Source organism: Alloalcanivorax venustensis ISO4 (genome assembly GCF_015356855.1).
GTDB lineage: Bacteria > Pseudomonadota > Gammaproteobacteria > Pseudomonadales > Alcanivoracaceae > Alloalcanivorax > Alloalcanivorax venustensis.
Map to the genome: position 1 here is coordinate 23,057 of NZ_ARXR01000021.1, position 18,572 is coordinate 41,628.

Below are 18,572 nucleotides of genomic sequence, written 5' to 3' on the forward strand. Positions count from 1 at the left end.
CGGAGCTTACCCAGTTGTGGGTTAAGAAAAAAGACTGATCGCCCGACGGCAAGGAAAGCAAGCGCGCTTTGCCGTACAATCCCCGGCGCGTCACCGTTCGCCCACAGGAGTTCCGATGGACACACTGACCGCGCTCAACACCCGCGTTTCCGTGGCCCGCCTCACCGAGCCCGGCCCTTCCGCCGATCAGGTCAGACAGTTGCTGGCGGCGGCGATCCGCGCCCCCGACCACGGCATGCTGCGCCCCTGGCGGTTTCTGGTGCTGGAAGGCGAAGAGCGCGAACGCCTCGGCGACATCATGGAGTGGCGCCTGCTGCGCCGGCAGCCGGAGGCGGACCAGTGCGCCCGCGACAACATCCGCAACAAGGCCCTGCGCGCGCCCACCATCATCGTCGCCGTGGCGGAGATCACCGAAGGCCATAAGGTGCCCGCCTGGGAACAGGTGCTGGCGGTGGGCGCGGCGGTGCAGAACATCATGGTGGCGGCCCACGCCCTGGGCATCGGTGCCATGTGGCGCACCGGCGACCTGGCCAACGACGAAACCGTCAAGGCGCGCCTGGGCTTCGCCGACAAGGATCAGGTGGTGGGCTTCGTCTACCTGGGCACCCCCGCCGGGGCCCTGAAGAACCTGCCGGACGAACAACCGGAAACCTTTCTGCGTGAGCTTCCCCGGGGGCGCGATGAGTGATCTCGACGCCCTGGCCGACCGCGTGCGCGCGGCGATACCGCTCACCACCCATCTGGACTTCCGCTTCACCGCCTTCGACGGCGAACGGCTCACCCTGACCGCGCCGCTGGCCCCCAACCATAACGACAAGGGCACCTTCTTCGCCGGCAGCCAGGCGGCGCTGCTGACCCTGGCCGGCTGGGCCTGCACCACGCTGATGGCGGACTCGGTGGCGGCCAATGCCGCGGTGGGGGAAGGCGAGGCCAGCGTCGATGTGGTGGCGGTGGAATCCAGCCTGCAATTCCGCGCGCCGCTGCACGGCGACATTGAAATCCGCGCCTGGGCCGACGACGGCGAGAGCGGCCGGTTTCACCAGCGCCTGAAGCGGCGCGGCAAAGCGAGCCTGGCGATTCTGGCCCGGGCAACCGACGCCCAGGGTGTGGTGGTTTCCGAGTACCAGGGCCTTTACCTGGCCAGAAACAACACGGATAACGCCTGAGTGACGCCGCCACGCTTGCCTGAACCGCGACCCTCGGGTACCCTACGCGCCCTCTGATGATGACTCAGAGACAATCAGTTTTGGTGAGGTGTCCGAGTGGCTGAAGGAGCACGCCTGGAAAGCGTGTATACGTTTACGCGTATCGAGGGTTCGAATCCCTCCCTCACCGCCAAATAAAAAAGGGGTCCCGAACGGGACCCCTTTTTTATTTGCGGTCAGGGAGGATCAGATTCGAACCCTCCGTTCGACCGAGCGGCGCAAAGCGCCGCGAGGGACGTCGCCGCAAGCGGCGACGCCCCGAAGGGGTGAGACGGCGAAGCCGGCGAATCAATCCCTCCCTCACGGGCGCGCGAAGCGCGCCCCCCATCAGGGCCCGCTCCCACAAGGCAAGCTCCCACAATCACTTCTTCCGATTAAACCCCCAGGCCCCACGGCGCCCCTCGCGCTGCACGTCCATGTCGTTGCGGATCTGGGCGTGGCTGATCAGCGCGAAAATAAAGGTGCCGCCGATAATGTTACCCGCCAGGGTGGGCAGGCCGAAGCGCAGGAAGAAGTCGCCCCAGCTCACTTTGCCGTCGAACACCAGATAGAGAATCTCGCTGGCGCCGACGATGATGTGCGGGAACTCACCGATCGCCACCACATAGGTCATGATCAGAATCACCCAGGCCTTGGCCTGGTCCGCGGACGGCATCACCCACACCATGGTGGCGATCATCCAGCCGGCGACGATGCTCTTGGAAAACATCGAGAAGGGGTCGTTCTCCATCACTTTTTCGCCGATCGCCACGAAGGCGTCGTTCACTTCCGGTGAGAACATCGGCAGATGCAGGAAGGTGAAGGCGGCGATGCCGGCGCCCAGCACGTTGCCCGCCAGCACCACGCCCCACAGCCGCATCAGGCTGCCCAGGTTGCCCCGGGTGGGGTGGCTCATGAACGGCAGCACGGCGGTCACGGTGTTTTCGGTGAACAGCTGCTGGCGGGCCAGGATCACGATCAGAAAGCCCAGGGTGTAGCCCATGCTTTCGATCAGAAAGCCGGCGTCGCTTTCCGGCACATGGGCGTGCAGCAGGCCGCGCGCCACCATCGAGGCGCTCATGGAAATGCCGGCGGCGATCGCCGACCACAGCAGCGCCATGGCGTCGCGCTCCAGCTCTTTCTCGCCGCTGATGCGCAGGCGCTCGTGGACCGCCGCCGCCTTGGAGGGCAGGGCGGCTTCCCGGCGCCGGTCCTGTTCGTCGTGGCTTTCTTCGTCCTCGTCCCCGTTGTCGTCGCGGGCCTCGTCGCGCTCCCGTTTGACGGCTTCTTCCCAGGGCGTGTCGTCCTGGTCGTTATCCCTCGAATCCTGATCGTCGTGCGCCAAAGGGGCTCTCCTGGTGGGAAGTAAGAATCACACTATAACGGCTGTCGGCCTCAGCCACCCAGCACCAAGGCGATCCCCAGGCCGTAAAGCAGCAGAACCGCCAGGCTCTCGAAGCCGATGCCGCCGGGGCCGTGCTGCTCACGGCGTATCAGGCCCATCAGCAGGAAGCCGGTCATCAGGATCGACAACGACACCCACAGCAGCAGGCCGTCGTCCATCTGCTTATAGATGGAGCCCTCCCGGTAGGCGATATCCGAGGCGGCGGTGAACAGGGTGTCGAAGGCGTTGCCGCCGATGATGCCGCCCACCGCTAGGGTCAGGGCGCCGCGCCGCACCGCCGCCACCGAGGTGACCAGCTCCGGCAGCGAGGTGGCGGTGGCGGTGAGCAGCAGGCCCACCGTGGTCTGCTGCAGGCCGGTGTGCCGGGCGACGCCGCTGGCGGCGGCTTCCAGCACGAAGCCGGACAGGCCGAGCAGGGCGGCCAGGCCCACGAACACCAGCAGCAGCCGGGTCAGCGACAGGCGCAGATTGTCCTCCTCGGGGACGTCCTCGCGGGTCTCCCGGGTGCGGGCCGGCCGCCACATGGGTTCGTCGCGCACCCGCTGCACCAGATGCAGGCCGTACATATAGATCGCCAGCAGCGCCGGCGTGGCCGGGTGGATGCCGAACACCGTCACCGCCGGCGAGAAGGCGCCCACCAGAATGATCGCCATCAGCGTGATCAGCAGGGCGCCCTGCATCAGGTTGGCGGCGGAGGCGGCGGCGTGTTCCAGGTTGGCGCGCCGGTAGGCGATGTCCGCCACGGCCAGAAACGCGGTCTGTACCGCGATGCCGCCCAGGGCGTTGCTCAGGGCCAGATCGGCATGGCCTTTCCAGGCGGCGGTCACCGACAGCACGCTGCCGGACAGCGAGGTGGTGGCGCCTAATAACACCGCGCCGGCCAGCGCCTCGCCGGCACGGGTGCGGTCCGCCAGCTCGTCCACCACGGCGGTGATCCTGACGCCGGCGGTGGCGATCACCGCCACGCAGGCGGCGAACGCCAGCAGGCTCAGGGGCAGGGATGCTTGCAGGGTGTCGATGGCGGGCTCCCGGTCGGCTCAATGAGCGCCAAGGATACCCAGCGTGCCCGGCCGGTGCGAACCGGTTACAGATTACGTACAGATGTGCACTAAATATTTTGGCACCATGCTTTGTCTTTTAATTGTACCATCGTACCAGAAATAAGGCGAAGCCATGACTCTATCCTTTTTCCGCCTGGGCCTGCTGGCCCTGTTCAGTGCCCTGCTGATGCTCTCCGGCTGCAATTCCTCCGGCAGCGACGACGGCGATAGTATCGCCGAGCAGCCCCGCGATCCGGCCCCCGAGCCGGAGCCGGAACCGGAGCCGGAGCCGGACCCCGGCCCGGAGGCCCGCGACACGGTGCTGACCCCGGCCGCCGAGCTGGTGCCGGTGATTCTGGTGGACCGGCTCGCCAACCAGAGCGGCCAGCTCGACGCCGACATCCGCGAGCGCCTGTTCAAAACCGAGCCGGTGGATGAGCTGGCCGTGCACCGGGTGCAGATGTATTGCCTGTCGCGGCTGTACCAGACCGAGCTGGCGATCAATGACGCCTTGCTGGGCTGGCGCAACGCCTACCCGGCCGGCACCGATCCGGTCACCTGGCTGGAGCGGGCCGCCGAGGAAGAGCTGGTCGCGCTGCTGGCGGATTACGGCGAGCACCTTTACGCCGCCGCCGTGCGGCCGCTGGACCCCAACGCGGATTCTGAATGCGCGCCGTTCGCCGCCGACGACACCCTGCCCAAACCGGAAACCGACGACCCCGCGCTCAACGCGCTGCTCGCCGCCATGAACGAGGTGCAGCGCGGGGCGCGCGACTACCGCCTGGCGGTGGAGCGCTTCCAGGCCAGCAACCTGAGCGCCTCGTTCGCCGACCTGCGCGCGCCGCTGGCGGTGATGGCCGACGGCATCCAGACCCTGCGCGGCATCGCCCGCGACCAGGGCCTGCAGCGCATGAAGGCGGCGCTCACCAACCTGTCCGGGCGCGCCGACGGCACCGGCGGTGCCGGCTCCATTCCCCGCCTGGACGCCTGGCTGGTGAACCTGGGCGCGCTGGACACCACCGGCATGGACGACCGGGTCGCCGGCGACGTCACGCAGCTGTTCGACGACCTGCTCAACAAGACCGGCTTCCTCAACTGGCTGGACAATCACCGCGACGACATCAAGGACGACGACGCCCGCGCGCTGGTGTTCGAACAGATCGAAGCGGTCCGCCTGCAACTGCAGCGCATGCGCGTGGATCCGTCCCGCCAACCGGCCTCGATTCTGCAGGACGAGACCGACGGACGGGTTACAAAAATGGCCATAAGCAACGCCATGCAGCGTCTGGAACAGGAAAGTGAAACGCTCTACGCTGCCATGCTTGATTTGGCCGGCGCACTGGCCGGGCTGCTCGCCGTGCTGGTTCTGGCGGCCGGTTTGCTGCGCCATCGGCTTCACCGTCAACGGGGATAAGAGGGAAAAGATGGTATCCGTGATCAATAAGGGCCGCGCCGCCGCCGCGCTGGCCGTCGCCGTCGCCTGCGCACCGGCGCTGGCCGAGGAACGCACCGACCCGCAGGGCTGGAACGCGTCCGCCATGGGCGTCTATGTGATCGAGGATTCGGACCGCTTCGACGTCGATTACGGCGCCGGCATCCGCTTCGGCCTGGGCCGTCAGATCAGCGAAAAGTGGGATCTGGAGTGGAACGGTTTCGGTAACTCCCTGCAGCGCAACCGGGGTTCCGGGCAGCACTGGCAGTACGGCGTGGGCGCCGACGCGCTGCGCTATATGTACCGGGAAGGGCCGTCGCCCTATCTGCTGGTGGGCGGCGGCGGTGTCTACACCGATTCCACCGCCGGTACCGACACCAACGGCTACCTGAACGCCGGCGCCGGTCTGCACTTCCGCGAAATCTGGGGCTCCATGGGCCTGCGCGCGGAGCTGCGTTACGTGATGGATTTCTCCGACGACGGCAGCCACAACGAGCCGTTCGGTGACGTGCGCGCCCTGGTGGGCCTGACCTTCCCGCTGTTCGGCGGCGGTGACTACGGCACTACCCGGGTCATCGAACGCGAGCGCGTGGTGATCAAGCCGGTGCCGATGGGGCCGCCGGAAGTGCTGCACGGGGTGAACTTCGAGTTCGATTCCGCACGCCTCACGCCCAACGCCAAGACCGTGCTGCGCGGCGTGGCGGAACGCCTGCTGGCGCACTCCGACAACGAGGTGGAGATCGCCGGGCACACCGACTCGAAAGGGTCCGACGAGTACAACCAGGCCCTGTCCGAGCGGCGCGCCGAATCGGTGCGTGATTTCCTGATCGATCTGGGGGTTGATCCGGGCCGCCTGCAGGCCCGCGGTTACGGCGACACCCGTCCGGTGGACAGCAACGCCACCGACGAGGGCCGCGAGCGTAACCGCCGCATCGAAATGCGGCGCATCAACTAACGGACGCTAAAGCGAGTCGAGAAAGGCGCCCAGGTGCTGGTTCACCGCCTCGGGCGCTTCCATCTGGATCCAGTGGCCGAGATCGTCGAGCAGCACCACCTCGCGCAGATCGTCCATCATCGTCGGCATGCGCTCCAGCGCCTTGCCGGCGAACTGGATTACCGGGTCTTCCTTACCGGCGATGAACAGCGCCGGCGGATGGATGCGTTCGCGTCCGTCCTCTTTCTGCTGCCGCCAGGACGCGTCCATGGCCCGGTACCAGTTGATCGGTCCGGTCAGGCCGCTGTGCTGGAAGCGTTCCACGTACACGTCCAGGTCCGATTCCCGCATCCAGTCCGGCTGGCCGCCCGCGGGCGGCTGCAGAATGTCGAGCAGGCCGGTGACCGGTTTTTCGGCGCGGAATTTTTCCTGCATGCCGGGGCCGGACAGGGCGTGGTACATGCGGCGTAGAAAGTCGCGCACGTCCGCTTCCAGTTCCTGCTCCGGCACCTCCGGCTGCTGGAAATAGAGCTGATAGAAGAAACGCTCGCCGAAGGCGGCGCGCATCTGTTCGGTGGGCGCCTTGGGGCCCAGGCCCGGGTAGGGCACCGACAGGCCGGCCACCGCGCGCACCCGGCCCGGTTCGCTGCGCGCCACCTGCCAGGCCAGGGCGCAGCCCCAGTCGTGGCCGATCACCACGGCGCGCTCGGCGCCGAACGCATCGAGAATACCCATCACATCCGCCACCAGCTTGTCCTGCCGGTAGGCGTCCACCGCCTTGGGCGCGTCGCTGAAGCCGTAGCCGCGCAGATCCGGCGCCAGCACATGGAACCCCTTGGCGGCCAGAAACGGCATCTGATAGCGCCAGGAATAGCCGCACTCGGGGAAGCCGTGCAGCAGGATCACCGCCGGGTCGGCCGGGTCACCGGTGCTGCGCACATGAAAATTAAGGCCGTTGGCCGGCACTTTCTGTTCTCGAATCTCGGTCATTGGGCGTTCCCCAGGTAGTCCATGTAGTCCTCGCGCAGGTGGCGCTTGGACACCTTGCCGGTGGCGGTGTGCGGCAGCTCGTCCACGTAGATCACGTCGTCGGGCAGCTGCCATTTGGCGATGCTGCCGGCCATGTGGTCGAGCAGCGCCTGCTTGTCCCGCGCCGCGTCGGCGTGGGGCACCACGATCAGCAGCGGCCGCTCGTCCCATTTCGGGTGCGGCACGCCGATCACCGCGCATTCCTGCACGTCCGGGTGGGCGGCGGCCAGGTTTTCCAGATCAATGGAGCTGATCCACTCGCCGCCGGATTTGATCAGGTCCTTGGCCCGGTCGACGATGTAGAGCACCCCGTCCGGGGTCAGTTTGGCCATATCGCCGGTGGCGAACCAGCCGTCCTTGTCGAACGCCTTGGCGCTCGCCTCGTCGTTATTGAAGTAGGCGCGGATCACCGTGGGGCCCTTGACCAGCAGCTCGCCCACCGCCTCGCCGTCCTGGGGCACTTCGTTGCCGTCCTCGTCCACCAGCTTCATGCGCACGCCGAACAGCTGCCGGCCCTGGGTGGTTTTCAGTTCGATGCGCTCTTCCAGGGGCAGCTCCGCCTGGCCTTCGGTCAGGGTGCTCATGGTGCCGGTGGGGTTCATTTCGGTCATCCCCCAGCCCTGCATCACGTCCACCTGATAGTCCTGCTCGAACGCCCGCACCATGCTGCGCGGCGCCGCCGAACCGCCGATCGACACGCGCTTGAGCGCGCCCGGCTTGCGCCCGTGGCGCTTCATTTCCGCGAGCAGGCCGAGCCACACCGTGGGCACGCCCCAGGCGGAGTCCACGCTTTCCTCGTCCATCAGCCGGAACAGGCTGTCGCCGTCCAGCGCCGGGCCCGGCATGATCAGCGACGCCCCGGCCAGCGGCGCCATATAGGGCAGCCCCCAGGCGTTGACGTGGAACATGGGCACCACCGGCAGCACCCGGTCGCCCACCGGGAAGGAGCCGCTGGCGCACACCATGGTGAACATCGCCTGCAGCAGGCAGGAGCGGTGCGAATAGAGCGCGCCCTTGGGGGCGCCGGTGGTGCCGGAGGTGTAGCACAGTGCGCAGGCGGTGTTTTCGTCCAGTTCCGGCCAGTCGTAGTGGTCCGGCCGGCCGTCCAGCAGGTCCTCGTAGCAGAGCAGGTCCTGGCCGTCGGGCATATGGGCACGGTCGGTCATCGCCACATAGCGGGTGTGTTCCGGGAACTGGTCCCGCAGGCCGGACACCAGCGGCGCGAAGGTGGTGTCGAAGAACAGCAGGCTGTCGTCCGCGTGGTTGACGATATAGGCCATCTGGTCCGCCGGCAGGCGCGGGTTGATGGTATGGCAGACCGCGCCGATACCGGCGATGGCGTAATACAGCTCCAGGTGGCGGTAGCCGTTCCAGGCCAGGGTGGCGACCCGGTCGCCGGGCTTCACGCCCAACGCCACCAGGCCGTGGGCCAGCCGCGCCACCCGCTCCAGGGTCCGTGCGTAGCTCTGGCGGTGCAGGCCGCCCTCGACCGTGACCGATACGATTTCCGCCTTGCGGTGAATGCGGGCGCCGTAATCCAGCACGTCGATCAACGACAGCGGCGCCTCCATCATCAGCCCTTTCAGCATCTAAGAATCTCCCGAGCGCGATAGTTATTTTGAACGCTTGTTTTGAAATAAGGCCGTGCAATTCATACCGGGCGGGACCAGGGGGGTCAAGACGACGTTACCGTGGCTTCGGTTTTGGTGTTACTTGAGGTAACAGTAACACCCGAAAACGGGCGCTGGATTTTCCGAGAAAGGGAAACAAAAGGTGCGAATTAATAGAGCTCCGGCGATGAAGCGAGCACGCCGTGGCACAAACTGTGTGAAATTGTTTCGTCGCTTTGGACGTTAATCACCGTGTACGGGGCGTATTCGGCCATCACCGCGCTTTTTTTCGCGGCCGTGGAGCGGCGGCACGGCGCCGGGGGATTGTCCGCCGGTTTTATTCCGTTCATGCTCAAAGCACTGAATTCAGTGGCTTTCAGCCGCACATAGGATAGCTTTGTTGACCTATCTCAACGCGGCGGAAGACCGGAAAAAGTTAAATGAGCAGGCTGGACAGAAATATTTTTGTGCGCACATACTACCAAGTATGTAGTTCACCAGAAGAGCGCTGATGGGACCGAAAAACGGCGCCGGGAACATGCATAAAAAAGCACAGTAAACAAAAAAGATTGTTGCGTACCGGGCAGTGTTGCCGGGTACGACAGCGAGATGCCGAGCAGTCGGCAGAAAAACAACAACCGTGGAGAGCGTCATGTTGAAACCCATTTTCACCTTTCTCGCCGCCTCGCTGCTGCTGGTAGGTACCGCCAGCGCCGAGACAGTGAAACTCGCCCTGATCGATCCCCTTACCGGGCCCATGGCCGCCGCCGGTCAGCCCGCGTTCGAGCACCTCAAGTACGAAGCCAAGCGCATCAACGCCAATGGCGGCCTTAACGGCCAGGACCTGGAAATCGTCGGCCTGGACAACAAAGTGAACCCGCAGGAAAGCCTCGTGCAGCTGCAGAAGGCGATCGATGACGGTGTCCGCTACGTGACCCAGGGCAACGGTTCTTCCGTGGCCTCCGCGTTGATCTCCGCCATTGAGAAGCACAACCAGCGCAACCCCGGCGAAGAAGTGCTGTATCTGAACTACGCCGCCGTGGACCCCGCGTTCACCAACGAGCGTTGTTCCTACTGGCACTTCCGCTTCGACGCCAACGCCGACATGAAAATGAACGCGTTGACCGACCACATCGCCGCCAACGACGACATCAAGAAGGTGTACCTGATCAACCAGGACTACAGCTTCGGTCAGGCGGTGTCCAAGGCGGCCCGGGAAATGCTGAAAGAGAAGCGTCCGGACATCGAGATCGTGGGTAACGATTTCCACCCGCTGGCGAAAGTGAAGGACTTCACCCCGTACGTGTCCAAGATCCAGTCCTCCGGCGCCGACGCGGTGATCACCGGTAACTGGGGCCAGGACGTTACCCTGCTGGTGAAAGCGGCCGCCGAGTTCGGTCTGGAAGCCCCCTTCTTCACCTACTACGGCGCCAGCTCCGGCGTGGTTACCCAGCTGGGTGACAAGGGCGTGGACCGCATCTACCAGATCAACGAGTACTACGGCGAGTTCGAGGACCCGGAAATGGCCAAGCGCCAGACCGAGCTCTACGAGCAGGCCGAGTGGGATTTCTACTACCTGCGTCTGAGCACCATGCTCGACATGCTCAAGAAGTCCGCCGACCAGGCCAAGAGCACCGATCCGGTTGATGTCGCCAAAGCGATGGAAGGCATGAAGCTCGAAACCACCACCGGTGAAGTGGTCATGCGTGCCGAGGATCACCAGATCCAGCTGCCGATGTTCATCTCCGTGATGAAGGACGACATGGAGTACGGCGCGGAAGGCACCGACTACAACTTCAAGAAGGTGGCTCGCATCGACCGGGAAGCCGTGAGCTTGCCCACCACCTGCCGGATGCGTCGCCCCAAATAAACGGCGCCATCCTGTAACTCCAGTGACTAAGTAGTAGGAACAGCGGCGCGAGCCGCTGTTCCGGGAGCCTCGTCATGCTCGAAATTGTTATTTTTTCGACGCTGAACGGTATTTTATACGGCCTTTTGCTGTTCATGCTGTCCAGTGGTCTTACCCTCATCTTCTCGATGATGGGTGTGTTGAACTTTGCCCATGCCAGCTTCTACATGCTGGGTGCCTATTTCGCTTACACCATGGGTATGGAGATCGGCTTCTGGCCGGCTTTGCTGCTCGCCCCGATTCTGGTCGGCGGCCTCGGCGCCATGGTGGAAAAATTCGGCCTGCGCCGTGTCCACGACAACGGCCACGTGGCCGAACTGCTGTTCACCTTCGGCCTGGCCTATGTGATTGACGAACTGGTGCAGTTGATCTGGGGTACCGTGGCGGTCTCCTACCGCGAGCCCGACTACATGCGCGAGCCGCTGTTCACCCTGTTCGGCACCGACTATTCGATTTTCCGCGGCGTGGTGATTCTGATCGCCGTGTTCATGTTTATCGCCCTCTGGTTCCTGCTCAAGAAAACCCGCGTCGGCATGATGATTCGCGCCGCGCTGACCCACGGCAACATGGTTGGCCACCTGGGCCATAACGTGCCGCGTCTGTTCATGGGCGTGTTCGGTTTCGGTTGTGCGCTGGCCGGCCTCGCCGGTGTGATCGGCGGCCCGCTGCTGGCCACCGAGCCGGGCATGGCGGTGACGCTGGGCCCGATCGTGTTCGTGGTGGTGGTGGTCGGCGGCATGGGGTCGCTGATCGGCGCTTTCTACGCCTCCCTGTTGATCGGCCTGATCCAGACGTTCTTCGTCGCCATCGACGCCTCCATCGCCGACATTCTTAACGCTTTCGGCATGAACGTGGATCCCTACGGTGAGGTGACCGGGATCACCCTGGCCAGCCTGGCGCCGATGACGCCGTTTATTCTGCTGGTGCTGATCCTGATATTCCGCCCCCGTGGCCTGATGGGAGAGCTTGAGCCATGAACGACATTACCGCAGTCGCACCGCGGCAGAATCGTTTCTCCTGGCGCGCTCTATCGCCCTGGTTGATCAGCGCGGCCGTGCTCCTGATTCTGCCCTTCGTTCTCGATAGCGGCACCGCCTTCACGCTGATGAACGTGATCGCCGTGAACATCGTGTTCGCCCTGTCCTACAACATGCTGCTCGGCCAGGGGGGCATGCTGTCCTTCGGCCACGCGGTGTTCTTCGGCCTCGGCAGTTACGCGGCCATGCACGCCATGAACGCCATCGACGAGGCGTCCTACGCCGGCGAAGGCTTCTGGGCGCACATCCCGGTGGTCAGCATGCCGCTGGTGGGCATGATCGCCGGCGGCCTGGTGGCGCTGGTCATCGGCTGGCCGTTCTGCCGCCGCGCCGGCACCGCCTTCGCCATGATCACCCTGGGTCTGGGCGAAATGGTGGCCGCCGCCGGCCAGATGTTCCCGTCCGTGTTCGGCGGTGAAGCCGGCATCTACGGCAACCGCATGGTCGGCCCGCAGTGGTTCGGTCTCGAGCTGGCCCAGGCCGCCGACGTGTACTGGTTCATGGCGTTCTGGACCTTCCTGGCGGTGTTCGCCATGTGGGCCTTCACCCGCACGCCGCTGGGCCGCATGTCCAACGCCGTGCGTGATAACGCGGACCGCTTGCAGTTCATCGGTTACCCGCCGCGCAACATCCGCTTCATGATCTTTATCGCCTCCGGTTCCTTCGGCGGTCTCGCCGGCGGCATGGCGGCGGTCAACTACGAGATCATCACTCCGGAATCGCTCGGTCTGATTCCGTCCGGCCTGGCGCTGCTGATGGCCGCCGTCGGCGGGCTGGGCGTGTTCTACGGCCCGATCGTCGGCGCCATCGTGGTGTCGCTGATGAACTCCATGCTCAGCGATTACACCGAAGCCTCGATCCTCTATGTGGGTCTGGTGTTCCTGGCGATCGTGATGTTCGCCCCGCGCGGTCTTGGCGGCGGCATCGAGCATGTCCGCGTGGCCGCCCGTGAAGGCACTCTGGGCAAACGTCTGCCCGGTTGGCTGACCGGCGCGGTGGCGGTGGTGTTGATCAGCCTGGGCCTGGTCCTGCTGATCGAGCTGCTGTTCCAGTGGCGCCACGGCGATGACGAGTTCGCCCAGTTCTTCGGCCTCAACTTCGTCGCCGAATCCGTGATGAGCTGGGTCTGGGCATTGATCCTGTTCGGTGCCGGTGTGGCGGTAATGCGCGTGACTAAAAAGTTTCGGGAGGACAACGCATGAGCGCCTTGTCTATTAAAAACCTGACCAAGAACTTCGGCCTCGCCGAGGTGATCTGCGGGGTCGACCTGGAAGTGGAAAAAGGCGAGGTACACGCCGTGATCGGCCCCAACGGGGCCGGCAAATCCACCTTCTTCAATCTGCTCTCCGGCGCCTTCCCGTCCAGTGGCGGTGAGATCCGGCTGAACGGCGAGCGCATTGACGGCCTGACGCCGGAGAAGATTCAGCAGCGCGGCCTGTCCCGGTCTTTCCAGGTCAGCAACGTGTTCGTCAATCTCTCCGTGTTCGAGAACCTGCGCTGCGCCTGCTTCAAGACCGCCGGCTCCGGCTATGTGTTCTGGCGTCCCGCCAGCAAGATCAAGGCCGCCAACGAGCGCGCCGAGGAAGTGCTGGAGATGATCGGCCTGCAGGCGCTGCGTGATGTGCCGGCCGGGGCCTTGCCCTACGCCAGCCAGCGCGCGCTGGAGATCGGCATGACCATCGCCTGCGGCGCCGAGGTGGTGATTCTCGACGAACCCACCGCCGGCATGAGTAACACCGAAACCGCCCAGGCGATCAGCCTGATCCGTCAGGTGGCCCAGGGCCGCACCCTGATGATCGTCGAGCACGACATGGGCGTGGTGTTCGAACTGGCCGACCGCATTTCGGTGCTGGTGTACGGCAAGATCGTCGCCACCGGCACACCGGAAGAAATCCGCAACGACCCGCGCGTCAAAGAGGCGTATCTGGGCGAGGAGGCCGCATGATGCTCGAAGTCCGGGATCTGAACGCGTATTACGGCAAAAGCCACATCCTTCACGGCGTCAATTTCACGCTCGAGGAAGGCGAGGTGGTATCGCTGTTGGGACGCAACGGGGTAGGGCGCTCCACCACCGTGAAATCGATCATGGGGGAAGTGCCGCCGCACGGTTCCATCCGCTTCCGCGGCAATGAAATCGCCGGTCTGCCCAACCATAAAATTTCCCGTCTGGGCCTGGGCTACGTGCCCGAGAACCGGGATATCTTCCCGACCCTGACGGTGCGCCAGAACCTGGAGCTGGGGGTCAAGAACCCGCGCAAGCCGGGCAAATGGCGCGCCGAGCAGATGCTCGAGATGTTCCCCAACCTGGCGCAGCGCGCGGACGCCCCGGCGGGCGTGCTGTCCGGCGGTGAAAAGCAGATGCTCACCATCAGCCGCACCCTGATGGGGGATCCGGAGCTGATCATGATCGACGAGCCCACCGAAGGTCTGGCGCCGTTGATCGTCAAGCAGATCGGTGACCTGATCTCCGAAATCGCCAAAGCCGGTGTGTCCATTCTGCTGGTGGAGCAGAAGCTCTCCATCGCCATGGATATTTCCCACCGCGTGCTGGTCATGGGCCACGGTCAGATCGTGTTTGAAGGCACGCCGCAGGAACTGCGCGCCGACGAAGCGATTCGCCGCGAGTGGCTGGAAGTCTGATTCGATTTTGTTTGTGTTCCATCGTCAATGGGCTGGCCCGCTTCGGCGGGCTTTTTTTTGCACATCCGGCGGTGCGGTAAAATAAGAAATTACGACCTTAGTAGTATTATTAACGAACGCCCCGATACCTATATTTATAGGGGTTACAAATGTCGACTGGACAGCCGCGACGGGGTCCACTCATACTGAAAATTCCTAAAAATCAAAAGTGAAGACAGCGTAATGGTTCTTCACGTCCGAGCACCACTCAGCCGCCGACACTGGCCCGACAGTTAACGCGGCAATAATGACAACGAACAGCCGGTAATACCGGTTACAGAACAACAACGAGGAGAGCTTTCATGTTGAAACCCCTGCTTTCGATGGTCGCCGCGACCGTCCTGCTGGTGGGCACCGCCAGCGCGGATACCGTTCGCATCGCGCTGATCGACCCGCTCACCGGTCCGATGGCCGCCGCCGGGCAATCCGCGCTCGATCATCTCAAATTCCATGCCGAGAAAATCAACGAGAACGGCGGCATCAACGGCGACAAACTGGAAATCGTCGGCCTCGACAACAAGGTCAATCCGCAAGAGAGCCTGGTGCAGCTGCAGAAGGCGATCGACGACGGCATCCGCTACGTGACCCAGGGCATGGGCTCTTCCGTGGGTTCCGCGCTGCTCGCCGCGGTCAACAAGCACAACCAGCGCAACCCCGGTGACGAGGTGCTCTACCTGAACATCGCGGCGGTGGACCCGGCCTTCACCAACGAGCGCTGTTCGTTCTGGCACTTCCGCTTCGACGCCCACGTGGACATGAAGATGAACGCCATGACCAGCTGGATCGAAGGCCGTGACGACATCAAGAAAGTCTACCTGATCAATCAGGACTACAGCTTCGGCCGCGCGGTCGCGGAAGCCGCCACCAAGATGCTCAAGGAAAAACGTCCGGACATTGAGATCGTCGGCCAGGATTTCCATCCGCTCGCCAAGGTGAAGGACTTCACCCCCTACGTGTCCAAGATTCAGTCCTCCGGCGCGGACGCGGTGATCACCGGTAACTGGGGCCAGGACATCACCTTGCTGGTCAAGACGGCCGCCGATTACGGCCTGGATATGCCGTTCCTGACCTACTACGGTGCGATGGCCGGCGTGGTCACCCAGGTCGGTGAAGCCGGCGTGGACCGTATCTACCAGGTCAACGAGTACTACGGTGATTTCGACAAGCCGGAAATGGCCGAGCAGCAGGTCGCCATGTACGAAGAAACCGGCTGGGACTACTACTGGCTGCGTCTGACCACCATGCTCGACATGATCGACGCCGCCGCCGAGAAAGCGGACAGCACCGATCCGGTGAAAGTCGCGTTCGCCCTGGAAGATCTCAGCATCGAGACCACCACCGGTGAAGTGGTAATGCGCAAGTCCGACCACCAGATGCAGCTGCCGCTGTTCATCTCCGTGCTCAAGGACGATATGGAATACGGCGCCGAAGGCACCGATTTCAACTTCCACAAGATCGCGGAAATCAGCCGCGACGAAGTGAGCCTGCCCACCACCTGCAAGATGCGCCGTCCGAAGCAGGGCTGATCGCCGGCTCGCACAATAAGGCGCATAAAAAAAAGCCCGGCTCGAAGCCGGGCTTTTTTATGCGTGCTGCCTGGTGGCGGTTCAGAATACTTCGAACAGCCCGGCGGCACCGATGCCACCGCCCACGCACATGGTCACCACCACGTACTTAACGCCGCGGCGCTTGCCTTCGATCAGCGCGTGACCGGTCATGCGCGCACCGGACATGCCGTACGGATGGCCGATGGAGATCGCGCCGCCGTTGACGTTGTACTTGTCCGGGTCGATGCCCAGCTTGTCACGGCTGTACAGGCACTGGCTGGCGAACGCTTCGTTCAGTTCCCACAGGCCGATATCGTCGATGGTCAGACCGAAACGCTTGAGCAGCTTCGGCACCGCGAATACCGGGCCGATGCCCATCTCGTCCGGGTCACAGCCGGCCACGGCCATGCCGCGGTAGGCGCCCAGGGGCTGCAGGCCGAGACGCTCGGCTTCCTTGGCTTCCATCAGCACGCAGGCGCTGGCGCCGTCGGACAGCTGGGAGGCGTTACCGGCGGTGATGAACTGGCCTTCCTGGATGTTGAGGCCGTCCTTGAACACCGGCTTCAGGCTCTGCAGGCCTTCCAGGGTGGTCTCGGGGCGGTTGCCCTCGTCCTTGGCCAGGGTCACTTCCTTGTCGGAAATTTCCTTGGTCTCTTTGTTCATCACCTTCATGTTGGTGGTCAGGGGCACGATCTCGTCGTCGAACTTGCCTTCCTGCTGAGCCTTGGCGGTGCGCATCTGTGACTGGAACGCGTACTCGTCCTGGGCGTCGCGGGAGACGTTGTAGCGGTCGGCGACCACTTCGGCGGTCTCCAGCATGCTCATGTAGATGTCCGGACGGTGCTCCTTGAGCCACGGATCACGGGCGCGGAAGGTGTTCATCTTGTCGTTCTGCACCAGGGAGATGGACTCCAGGCCGCCGGCGACCGCCACGTCCATGTTGTCGACCACGATCTCCTTGGCGGCGGTGGCGATGGCCATCAGGCCGGACGCGCACTGACGGTCAATGGTCATGCCGGCCACGGAGGTGGGCAGGCCACCGCGCAGGGCGGCCTGACGGGCCACGTTGCCGCTGGTGGAGCCCTGCTGCAGGGCGGCGCCCATGATCACGTCCTGGATGCTCTCCGGGTCGATCTTGGCGCGCTCCACGGCGTGCTTGATCACGTGACCACCCAGCGCCTGGGCCTGGGTGTCGTTGAACGCGCCCCGGTAGGCCTTGCCGATGGGGGTACGGGCGGTGGAAACGATGACTGCTTCTCTCATGATCAACCTCTTTAAGTAAGTTTGATGCCTTTGGCCTGCGCGGCCTTGGTCAGAATCTTGGTGACGTGCTCGCCGCCGTTGGTCATTTCACGGGCGTTGCCCATGTCGCCCAGTTGCTCGAACTGAGCCGCGATGGCGTCCGGCGTGCGCTCTTCCTCGTTGAGGTAAATGCCGTCGCTTTCCATCAGCCGCACCATGGCGTAGCAGCCGGCGCCGGCCAGTACGATACGCTGGTTGGGGGCCTGATCGCTGGCCAGGAACAACACCGCGGGGGTGATCGCTTCCGGCTCCAGCAGGGCCAGCACTTCCTTGGGCATCAGGTCCTCGGTCATACGCGTGGCCGCGGTGGGCGCCACACAGTTTACCTTGATGTCGTACTTCTCGCCTTCCAGGCAGAGGGTATTCATCAGGCCGGCCACGCCCATTTTGGCGGCGCCGTAGTTGGCCTGGCCGAAGTTGCCGTACAGCCCGGAGGTGGAGGTGGTCATGATCACGCGGCCGTACTTCTGCTCGCGCATCACCGGCCACACCGCCCGGGTGCAGATCGCGGAACCGGTCAGGTGCACCGCCACCACTTTGTCCCAGTCCGACATCTCCATCTTGGCGAAGCTTTTGTCACGCAGGATGCCGGCGTTGTTCACCAGGATGTCGATACGGCCCCACTGGTCCAGGGTCTGCTGGACCATGGCGTCGACCTGTTCCTCGCTGGACACGTCGGCGCCGTTGGCGATCGCTTCGCCGCCGGCGGCCTTGATCTCTTCGACCACTTTCTCCGCCGCTTCGCTGGAACCGCCGGTGCCGTCGCGGGCGCCGCCGAAATCATTGACCACCACCTTGGCGCCCAATTTGGCCAGCGACAGCGCGTGGGATTTACCCAGGCCGTTGGCGGCGCCGGTGACGATCGCCACCCGGCCCTCGAAATTAATACTCATAAAAACTCTCCGTTGGAGAGCCACAAGCTACAAGCGGCAAGCCACAAGCAGGCATGGCCCGCTTGCAGCTTGAAGCCTGAAGCTTGTAGCTGGTTTTATCCCAAAACAATCAGGCTCAGCCATTCACAGGCGATGGCCGGCTTATCGACGCCGTCGATTTCCACCGAAATGGCGTAACGGATCAGCAGCTGATTGTCGCCGCGCGGCTCCACGCCGGCCAGTTTGAAGTGGCCGCGCACCTGGGAGCCGGAGCGCACCGGGTTCAGGAAGCGCACCTTGTCGAAGCCGTAGTTGATGCCCATCACCGTGCCCTGCACGCCGGGGACCACGTCCATGGCCATGGCGGAGAGCAGCGACAGGCTCAGGAAACCGTGGGCGATGGTGCCGCCGAACGGCGTCTCCTTGGCGGCCCGCTCCGGATCGATGTGAATCCATTGCGGGTCCTCGGTGAGGTCGGCGAACTGATCGATGCGCTCCTGGGTCACCGGGAACCAGCGGGACGTGCCCAGGTCCTGGTCCACCTTGGCTTTCAGTTCGTCCACGCTGAGCTTGTTATTGGACATTATAAAAT

Annotated in this window: 17 protein-coding genes and 1 tRNA gene; 11 read left to right on the forward strand and 7 right to left on the reverse strand. The window is 64.1% G+C overall.

All coding sequences use genetic code 11. The features are described 5' to 3' along the window. The first annotated feature begins 115 nt into the window (after nucleotides 1–115). The 3 genes from ISO4_RS11925 to ISO4_RS11935 all read left to right on the forward strand — a co-directional run bounded on the left by ISO4_RS11925 (nucleotide 116) and on the right by ISO4_RS11935 (nucleotide 1,338). The gene (locus ISO4_RS11925) at nucleotides 116–688 is read left to right on the forward strand and encodes a nitroreductase family protein (RefSeq protein WP_142950150.1); all 573 of its coding nucleotides are present in this window, start codon (nucleotides 116–118) and stop codon (nucleotides 686–688) included. Continuing rightward, entirely contained in the window at nucleotides 681–1,166 is a 486-nt protein-coding gene (locus ISO4_RS11930; RefSeq protein WP_142950149.1) for a YiiD C-terminal domain-containing protein, read from the forward strand. The genes ISO4_RS11925 and ISO4_RS11930 overlap by 8 nt, the downstream gene beginning before the upstream one ends. A gap of 82 nt (nucleotides 1,167–1,248) precedes the next feature. Further along, nucleotides 1,249–1,338 (forward strand) — tRNA-Ser (locus tag ISO4_RS11935). 228 nt (nucleotides 1,339–1,566) lie between these two features. Here ISO4_RS11935 and ISO4_RS11940 read toward each other — a convergent pair. Next, complete coding sequence (locus ISO4_RS11940; RefSeq protein WP_142950060.1) at nucleotides 1,567–2,529, reverse strand: formate/nitrite transporter family protein; 963 nt, start codon at nucleotides 2,527–2,529, stop codon at nucleotides 1,567–1,569. A 50-nt stretch (nucleotides 2,530–2,579) separates the two neighbouring features. Continuing rightward, nucleotides 2,580–3,608, reverse strand: a complete 1,029-nt coding sequence (locus ISO4_RS11945; RefSeq protein ID WP_142950061.1) for a sodium:calcium antiporter — start codon at nucleotides 3,606–3,608, stop codon at nucleotides 2,580–2,582. A 154-nt stretch (nucleotides 3,609–3,762) separates the two neighbouring features. Between ISO4_RS11945 and ISO4_RS11950 the strand changes: the two genes are divergently transcribed. Together ISO4_RS11950 and ISO4_RS17045 are read left to right on the forward strand one after the other, a co-directional pair. Continuing rightward, nucleotides 3,763–5,043, forward strand: coding sequence for a hypothetical protein (locus ISO4_RS11950; RefSeq protein WP_194856365.1), 1,281 nt, complete (start codon nucleotides 3,763–3,765; stop codon nucleotides 5,041–5,043). Nucleotides 5,044–5,053: 10 nt separating this feature from the next. Then, a complete protein-coding gene (locus ISO4_RS17045) occupies nucleotides 5,054–6,016 on the forward strand; it encodes an OmpA family protein (protein ID WP_228548092.1) in 963 nt (320 codons plus the stop codon). Between the two features lie 6 nt (nucleotides 6,017–6,022). Here ISO4_RS17045 and ISO4_RS11960 read toward each other — a convergent pair whose 3' ends face one another. Both ISO4_RS11960 and ISO4_RS11965 read right to left on the reverse strand, forming a co-directional pair. Further along, entirely contained in the window at nucleotides 6,023–6,985 is a 963-nt protein-coding gene (locus ISO4_RS11960) for an alpha/beta fold hydrolase (protein WP_194856366.1), read from the reverse strand. Then, nucleotides 6,982–8,613, reverse strand: a complete 1,632-nt coding sequence (locus ISO4_RS11965) for a long-chain fatty acid--CoA ligase (RefSeq protein WP_228548093.1) — start codon at nucleotides 8,611–8,613, stop codon at nucleotides 6,982–6,984. Before ISO4_RS11965 ends, ISO4_RS11960 begins: the two co-directional genes overlap by 4 nt. A gap of 673 nt (nucleotides 8,614–9,286) precedes the next feature. Here ISO4_RS11965 and ISO4_RS11970 point away from each other — a divergent pair. From ISO4_RS11970 to ISO4_RS11995, 6 genes are all read left to right on the forward strand, one after another. Beyond that, complete coding sequence (locus ISO4_RS11970) at nucleotides 9,287–10,504, forward strand: branched-chain amino acid ABC transporter substrate-binding protein (protein WP_194856367.1); 1,218 nt, start codon at nucleotides 9,287–9,289, stop codon at nucleotides 10,502–10,504. A gap of 74 nt (nucleotides 10,505–10,578) precedes the next feature. Continuing rightward, complete coding sequence (locus tag ISO4_RS11975; RefSeq protein WP_194856368.1) at nucleotides 10,579–11,520, forward strand: branched-chain amino acid ABC transporter permease; 942 nt, start codon at nucleotides 10,579–10,581, stop codon at nucleotides 11,518–11,520. Continuing rightward, nucleotides 11,517–12,782 carry a branched-chain amino acid ABC transporter permease gene (locus ISO4_RS11980; RefSeq protein ID WP_194856369.1) on the forward strand — a complete coding sequence of 422 codons (1,266 nt, stop codon included), beginning with the start codon at nucleotides 11,517–11,519 and terminating at the stop codon, nucleotides 12,780–12,782. Before ISO4_RS11975 ends, ISO4_RS11980 begins: the two co-directional genes overlap by 4 nt. After that, complete coding sequence (locus ISO4_RS11985; RefSeq protein WP_194856370.1) at nucleotides 12,779–13,525, forward strand: ABC transporter ATP-binding protein; 747 nt, start codon at nucleotides 12,779–12,781, stop codon at nucleotides 13,523–13,525. The genes ISO4_RS11980 and ISO4_RS11985 overlap by 4 nt, the downstream gene beginning before the upstream one ends. Continuing rightward, the gene (locus ISO4_RS11990) at nucleotides 13,522–14,220 is read left to right on the forward strand and encodes an ABC transporter ATP-binding protein (protein WP_228548094.1); all 699 of its coding nucleotides are present in this window, start codon (nucleotides 13,522–13,524) and stop codon (nucleotides 14,218–14,220) included. The genes ISO4_RS11985 and ISO4_RS11990 overlap by 4 nt, the downstream gene beginning before the upstream one ends. A 341-nt stretch (nucleotides 14,221–14,561) precedes the next feature. Further along, nucleotides 14,562–15,785: a branched-chain amino acid ABC transporter substrate-binding protein gene (locus ISO4_RS11995; protein WP_194856371.1), complete on the forward strand. Its 1,224-nt coding sequence runs from the start codon at nucleotides 14,562–14,564 to the stop codon at nucleotides 15,783–15,785. Nucleotides 15,786–15,866: 81 nt separating this feature from the next. Here ISO4_RS11995 and ISO4_RS12000 read toward each other — a convergent pair whose 3' ends face one another. From ISO4_RS12000 to ISO4_RS12010, 3 genes are all read right to left on the reverse strand, one after another. Then, nucleotides 15,867–17,069 carry an acetyl-CoA C-acyltransferase gene (locus ISO4_RS12000; protein ID WP_194856372.1) on the reverse strand — a complete coding sequence of 401 codons (1,203 nt, stop codon included), beginning with the start codon at nucleotides 17,067–17,069 and terminating at the stop codon, nucleotides 15,867–15,869. Nucleotides 17,070–17,080: 11 nt separating this feature from the next. After that, nucleotides 17,081–18,001, reverse strand: a complete 921-nt coding sequence (locus tag ISO4_RS12005; protein WP_194856373.1) for an SDR family oxidoreductase — start codon at nucleotides 17,999–18,001, stop codon at nucleotides 17,081–17,083. A gap of 95 nt (nucleotides 18,002–18,096) precedes the next feature. After that, nucleotides 18,097–18,564: a MaoC family dehydratase gene (locus ISO4_RS12010; RefSeq protein WP_194856374.1), complete on the reverse strand. Its 468-nt coding sequence runs from the start codon at nucleotides 18,562–18,564 to the stop codon at nucleotides 18,097–18,099. Nucleotides 18,565–18,572: the final 8 nt, after the last annotated feature.